Origin of the sequence: Stenotrophomonas sp. PS02300 (genome assembly GCF_029959395.1) — a bacterium.
GTDB classification, from domain to species: Bacteria; Pseudomonadota; Gammaproteobacteria; order Xanthomonadales; family Xanthomonadaceae; genus Stenotrophomonas; species Stenotrophomonas maltophilia_AD.
In genome coordinates, this window is record NZ_JASCOP010000195.1 from 1 (window position 1) to 4,952 (window position 4,952).

General features: G+C 67.4%; 4 protein-coding genes and 1 riboswitch. Of the genes, 3 read left to right on the plus strand and 1 reads right to left on the minus strand.

Going from position 1 to position 4,952, the window contains the following annotated elements; genetic code table 11:
* Nucleotides 1-92: 92 nt before the first annotated feature.
* Nucleotides 93-1,121 carry a homoserine O-succinyltransferase gene (locus QMX79_RS19940; RefSeq protein WP_282248327.1) on the minus strand — a complete coding sequence of 343 codons (1,029 nt, stop codon included), beginning with the start codon at nt 1,119-1,121 and terminating at the stop codon, nt 93-95.
* A gap of 78 nt (nt 1,122-1,199) precedes the next feature.
* A riboswitch (SAM riboswitch) is annotated at nt 1,200-1,319 on the minus strand.
* A 145-nt stretch (nt 1,320-1,464) separates the two neighbouring features.
* Between QMX79_RS19940 and QMX79_RS19945 the strand changes: the two genes are divergently transcribed.
* The 3 genes from QMX79_RS19945 (at nt 1,465) to QMX79_RS19955 (ending at nt 4,731) form a co-directional block, all read left to right on the plus strand.
* Nucleotides 1,465-2,355, plus strand: coding sequence for a M23 family metallopeptidase (locus QMX79_RS19945; protein ID WP_282248328.1), 891 nt, complete (start codon nt 1,465-1,467; stop codon nt 2,353-2,355).
* A 75-nt stretch (nt 2,356-2,430) separates the two neighbouring features.
* Entirely contained in the window at nt 2,431-4,035 is a 1,605-nt protein-coding gene (locus QMX79_RS19950; protein WP_282248329.1) for a peptide chain release factor 3, read from the plus strand.
* Nucleotides 4,036-4,092: 57 nt separating this feature from the next.
* Nucleotides 4,093-4,731 (plus strand): hemolysin III family protein, encoded by a 639-nt coding sequence (locus QMX79_RS19955; RefSeq protein ID WP_282248330.1) that lies wholly within the window; start codon nt 4,093-4,095, stop codon nt 4,729-4,731.
* Nucleotides 4,732-4,952: the final 221 nt, after the last annotated feature.

Sequence of the window (4,952 nt, forward strand, 5' to 3'; positions counted from 1 at the left end):
GGTCACCGCCCCGTGCGCGGTATCGCGATCGATACCGGCGCGCACGGCGGCGGTGACACGGCTACAGGTCGGCTCGGAACCGGCGGACTGGCTCATGCGTTTTCTCCCGGGGTACGAAATGCAGTGGCGAGGATCGCGTCGATGCGATCGGTTTCTTTCAGGAAGGCGTCGTGGCCATAGGGCGAGCGCAGCACGCGCAGGCTGCCGCGCGGGCCCAGCCCTTCGACCAGGCCGACCAGGTCGGCCAGCGGCACCAGGCGGTCGCCTTCCACGGCCACCACCACGGTGGGCACGCTGATCGCGGCAGGGTCGATGCGGTGCAGGTCGATCGATTCGGACAGGCGCAGGTAGGCTTCCACCGGCGTGCGCGCGACGTACTGCGCGCCAGCGGCATCCAGGTAATCTTCGGCGGCTACGCGGACACGCCCGTTGACCACTTCGGGTGGCGCATCGAAGCGCTCGCCGAATTCTTCCGGGGTGCGGTAGCTGAGCATGGCGAACTGCCGGGCCAGCGCCAGGCCGTGGCTTTCGCCGCACTGCAGCTGGCCCAGCGCCACCGCGCGGCGCTGCAGCGCGCGCCAGGCGGCGGCGTAGGGATGCGGGCGATGCGCGCCACTGACCGCGACCAGCTTGGCCAGCCGCTGCGGATGGCGCACCGCGAACTGCTGGCCCACCAGCGCACCGTAGGAGTAGCCGACGAAGCACTGCAGCTGGGCGATGCCGAGATGATCGAGCAGCAGCGCCAGCGCATCGGCCTGGTCGGCGGTGTCGATCGGCAGGTCCAGGGCGCCATCGGCGCCGATGAAATCGAACGCCAGGATGCGGCGCGAGGCCGGATCCAGCGTGCGCCCGGCGGCCACCAGCCCTTCGGCCCAGCCCTTCTCCGGGAACTCGGCATTGGCGGCCACGTGCCGGTGTGCGGAAATGCCACCGGCCAGCACCACCACCGGTGCCTCGTCACGGCCCACCAGTTCGTAGCGCAGCCGCACCGGGCGTGCCCCACCATGGCGCATCGACAGGATCGCGGCGATCTCGCCGCGCACGGCGCGGCGCCCGGCATCAACCGGAACGCTCAAGGGGGCGAAGGAGTCGGAAGCAACGGCGGCGGTGGCGAAACTCATGGCGATATCCCGAAGAGGAAAACGGCCATCGAGCTTTCGCGGAGCTCGCGTTCGAAGCGCACGTAGGGTGCACGGTTCGAACCATCTTTCGGAAGACACCACGGTCCCCGCAGGATTTGGCACCTACGCAGGTCGCTTTCGCGCCTGCGGGCTGCCCCGGCTTCAAAGGGCCTGTCCCTCTGCCGGTCTCGATGGTGGAGCCACGATGCCAGCACATTCCGGCCATGTCAATCCTTTCATCTGGATGAAGCGATATAGTTTTTTCTCATCAGGCCGAAGAGCCCCTCTTTCCTGAACGAACGCGGTTGCGTAGAGTCCGCGCACCCTTACTGGAAGTCTGCTGATGCGCCGGATCCTGCTGCTGTCCCTGCTGGCGTGCCCGTTCATGACGCTGGCCGCACCGCCGAACGGTGGGGCGGACTGGCGCACCGGCTGGGGCCTGGTGCGCCCGGCCGATGAAGCGCCGCAGGGAGCCCGGGCCGGCACGCTGGCCTCGGTCAAGCTCGAAGGAGGCGCGGCTTACTGGCAGGCGCGGGTCGACAACCACCTCACCGGCCCGGTACAGATCGCCCTGCGCCAGGACCTCGGTGCCGCGCTGCTGCCGGGACTGCCCCTGCAGACCGTGCTGCCCGGGTCGGCCAGCGTGGTGGTGGCGCGGCTGCAGCTGCCGCCGGATACCGAGCGCCTGAACCTGCTGCTGGACGCCGTCCCGGGCGACCCGGCTGCGCGACCGCAGGACGTGGCCTACCAGCTCCCGTTCGATGCCCGCCGGTTCCAGGTCAGCCAGGCGCCGCAGGGCCGTTTCAGCCACAACGACCCTGAAAACCGCGACGCTGTTGACTTCGCCCTGGCCGAAGGCACCCCGGTGCTGGCCGCCCGGGCCGGCAAGGTGATGCAGGTGCAGGGCAACTTCAGCGGCAACGGACAGGATCCAGCCCGCGACCGCGACCGCGCCAACTTCATCCGGGTCCTGCATGAAGACGGCAGCATGGCCGTGTACGCCCACCTGCGCGAAAACGGGGTCCTGGTGCGCAGCGGGCAGCGGGTCGAAGCCGGCCAACGCATCGGCGTGTCGGGCAACACCGGTTACAGCACGGCCCCGCACCTCCATTTCGTGGTGCAGGTCAATGCCGGCATGCAGCTGCGCTCGATTCCGGTACGCATCGTGGCCCCCCAGGGCGAGCTGCACTTCGCGCGTGAACAGCCCGACGGCGGCGACGCGGCCAGCCACTGACCCGCCGGGAGGGACGGCCCGGTATACTGGCGGGCTTATCTCCATGAGAAGCGCCCCGGGCGGGCGCGTCACGCCATGTCCGAAGTCGCTACCGAAGCTGCGCGCCGCCGCACCTTCGCCATCATTTCCCACCCTGACGCCGGCAAGACCACGCTGACCGAAAAGCTGCTGCTGTTCGGCGGTGCGATCCAGATGGCCGGTTCGGTCAAGGGCCGCAAGGCGGCGCGCCATGCCACCTCGGACTGGATGGCACTGGAAAAGGAGCGCGGCATCTCGGTCACTTCGTCGGTGATGCAGTTCCCGTACGAAGGCAAGATCGTCAACCTGCTCGACACCCCCGGCCACGCCGACTTCGGCGAGGACACCTACCGCGTGCTTACCGCGGTGGACTCGGCGCTGATGGTGATCGACGTGGCCAAGGGCGTGGAAGAGCGCACGATCAAGCTGATGGAGGTGTGCCGCCTGCGCGACACCCCGATCATGACCTTCATCAACAAGCTCGACCGCGAAGGCAAGGAGCCGATCGACCTGCTGGACGAGGTCGAGAGCGTGCTGGGCATCCAGTGCGCGCCGGTCACCTGGCCGATCGGCATGGGCCAGCGCCTGAAGGGCGTGGTCCACCTGATCAGCGGCGAAGTGCACCTGTACGAACAGGGCCGCAACTTCACCCGGCAGGATTCAACCATTTTCCCGTCGATCGATTCGCCGGGCCTGGCCGAAAAGATCGGCGCGGGCATGCTGGCCGAACTGCGCGATGAGCTGGAACTGGTGCAGGGCGCCAGCCACCCGTTCGATCTTGAGGCCTACCTGGCCGGCAAGCAGACGCCGGTATTCTTCGGTTCGGGCGTGAACAACTTCGGCGTGCAGCCGCTGCTGGACTTCTTCGTCGAGCATGCACCGTCGCCGCAGGCCCGCGCCACCACCGGGCGGGTGATCGCGCCGCAGGAAAACAAGCTGACCGGTTTCGTCTTCAAGATCCAGGCCAACATGGACCCGCAGCACCGCGACCGCGTGGCGTTCATGCGGGTGTGTTCGGGCCGCTTCGTGGCGGGCATGAAGACCTTCCACGTACGCACGGGCAAGGAAATGAAGCTGGCCAATGCGCTGACCTTCATGGCCAGCGACCGTGAAATCGCCGCGGAAGCCTGGCCGGGCGATGTGATCGGCATCCACAACCACGGCACCATTTCCATCGGCGACACGTTCACCGAAGGCGAGGCGGTAAGCTTCACCGGCATTCCGAACTTCGCGCCGGAACTGTTCCGCCGCGCGCGCCTGCGCGATCCGCTCAAGCTCAAGCAGTTGCAGAAGGGCCTGGCGCAGCTGTCCGAAGAAGGCGCCACGCAGTTCTTCCGCCCGCTGATGAGCAACGACCTGATCCTGGGCGCGGTGGGTGTGCTGCAGTTCGACGTGGCCGCCTACCGGCTGAAGGACGAGTACGGCGTGGAAGCCACCTTCGAGCCGGTCAGCGTGACCACGGCGCGCTGGGTGACCTGCAACGACGCGAAGAAGCTGGAAGAGTTCCGCGAGAAGAACGCGGGCAACCTCAGCATCGATGCGGCCGGCCAGCTGGTCTACCTGGCGCCGACCCGGGTCAACCTGCAGCTGGCGCAGGAACGCGCGCCGGACGTGCGCTTCGCGGCCACCCGCGAGGCAGCGCACAGCGTGTCGGTCGCCTGACCTCGCGAAACCGGCGATGATAGGGGGGAGCGGGCTCCCCCTCCCCGCGCGACGATCATCGCCATGACCTCTGTTGCTTCCGTACGTGAAGAAATCGCCAGCGCCCTGACCCACGGGCTGGGCGCGGTGGCGGCACTGGCCGCCAGCGCGGTGCTGATCACCCTCGCCGCGATCCATGGCGACGCCTGGCAGCTGGCCAGCGCGATCGTGTTCGGCGTGGCCCTGCTGCTGCTCTACACCGCGTCGACCCTCTACCACGCAATCCAGCACCCGATCGCCAAGGGCCGCCTGAAGGTGTTCGACCACTGCGCGATCTACCTGCTGATCGCGGGCACCTATACCCCATTCACCCTGATCGGCCTGCGCGGCCCGTGGGGCTGGGGCATGTTCACCGCGATCTGGGCGCTGGCACTGGCGGGGGTGATCTTCAAACTGTTCTTCACCGGCCGCTTCAAGCTGCTCTCCACGATCATCTACATCGCGATGGGCTGGATGGTGCTGGTGGCGATCAAGCCGATGTGGTCCCACATCGACGGCTGGACGCTCGGCTGGCTGTTCGCCGGTGGCCTGTCGTACACGCTGGGTACCTACTTCTACCACCGCGAATCCATCCCCTACTCCCACGCGATCTGGCACCTGTTCGTGATCGGTGGAAGTGTCTGTCACTTCGTCGCAGTTACTGCGCATATTCTTTGAAGCAACTGCAACTGCAAGAGCAACAGCTGGTTGCCGGTTGCTCACTGGTTTGGGGCGGTGTGGGTGGGCCACCAACGAAGATCAAGAGCAGAATCCCGCTCTACCCTCCGCCGACGCAGTGCTGAGGGGGCGGGCGGGGGTATGCCATTGCGGGACCGTAGAGCGCCATGGATGGCGCGAACGAGCCCCCATGGATGGGTTCACGGCGTGTCCCGCAATGG

Coding starts and splice junctions, on each gene's coding strand:
- QMX79_RS19940 (WP_282248327.1), bottom strand. CDS start 1,121: ATGAGTTTCGCCACCGCCGCCGTTGCTTCCGACTCCTTCGCCCCCTTG.
- QMX79_RS19945 (WP_282248328.1), top strand. CDS start 1,465: ATGCGCCGGATCCTGCTGCTGTCCCTGCTGGCGTGCCCGTTCATGACG.
- QMX79_RS19950 (WP_282248329.1), top strand. CDS start 2,431: ATGTCCGAAGTCGCTACCGAAGCTGCGCGCCGCCGCACCTTCGCCATC.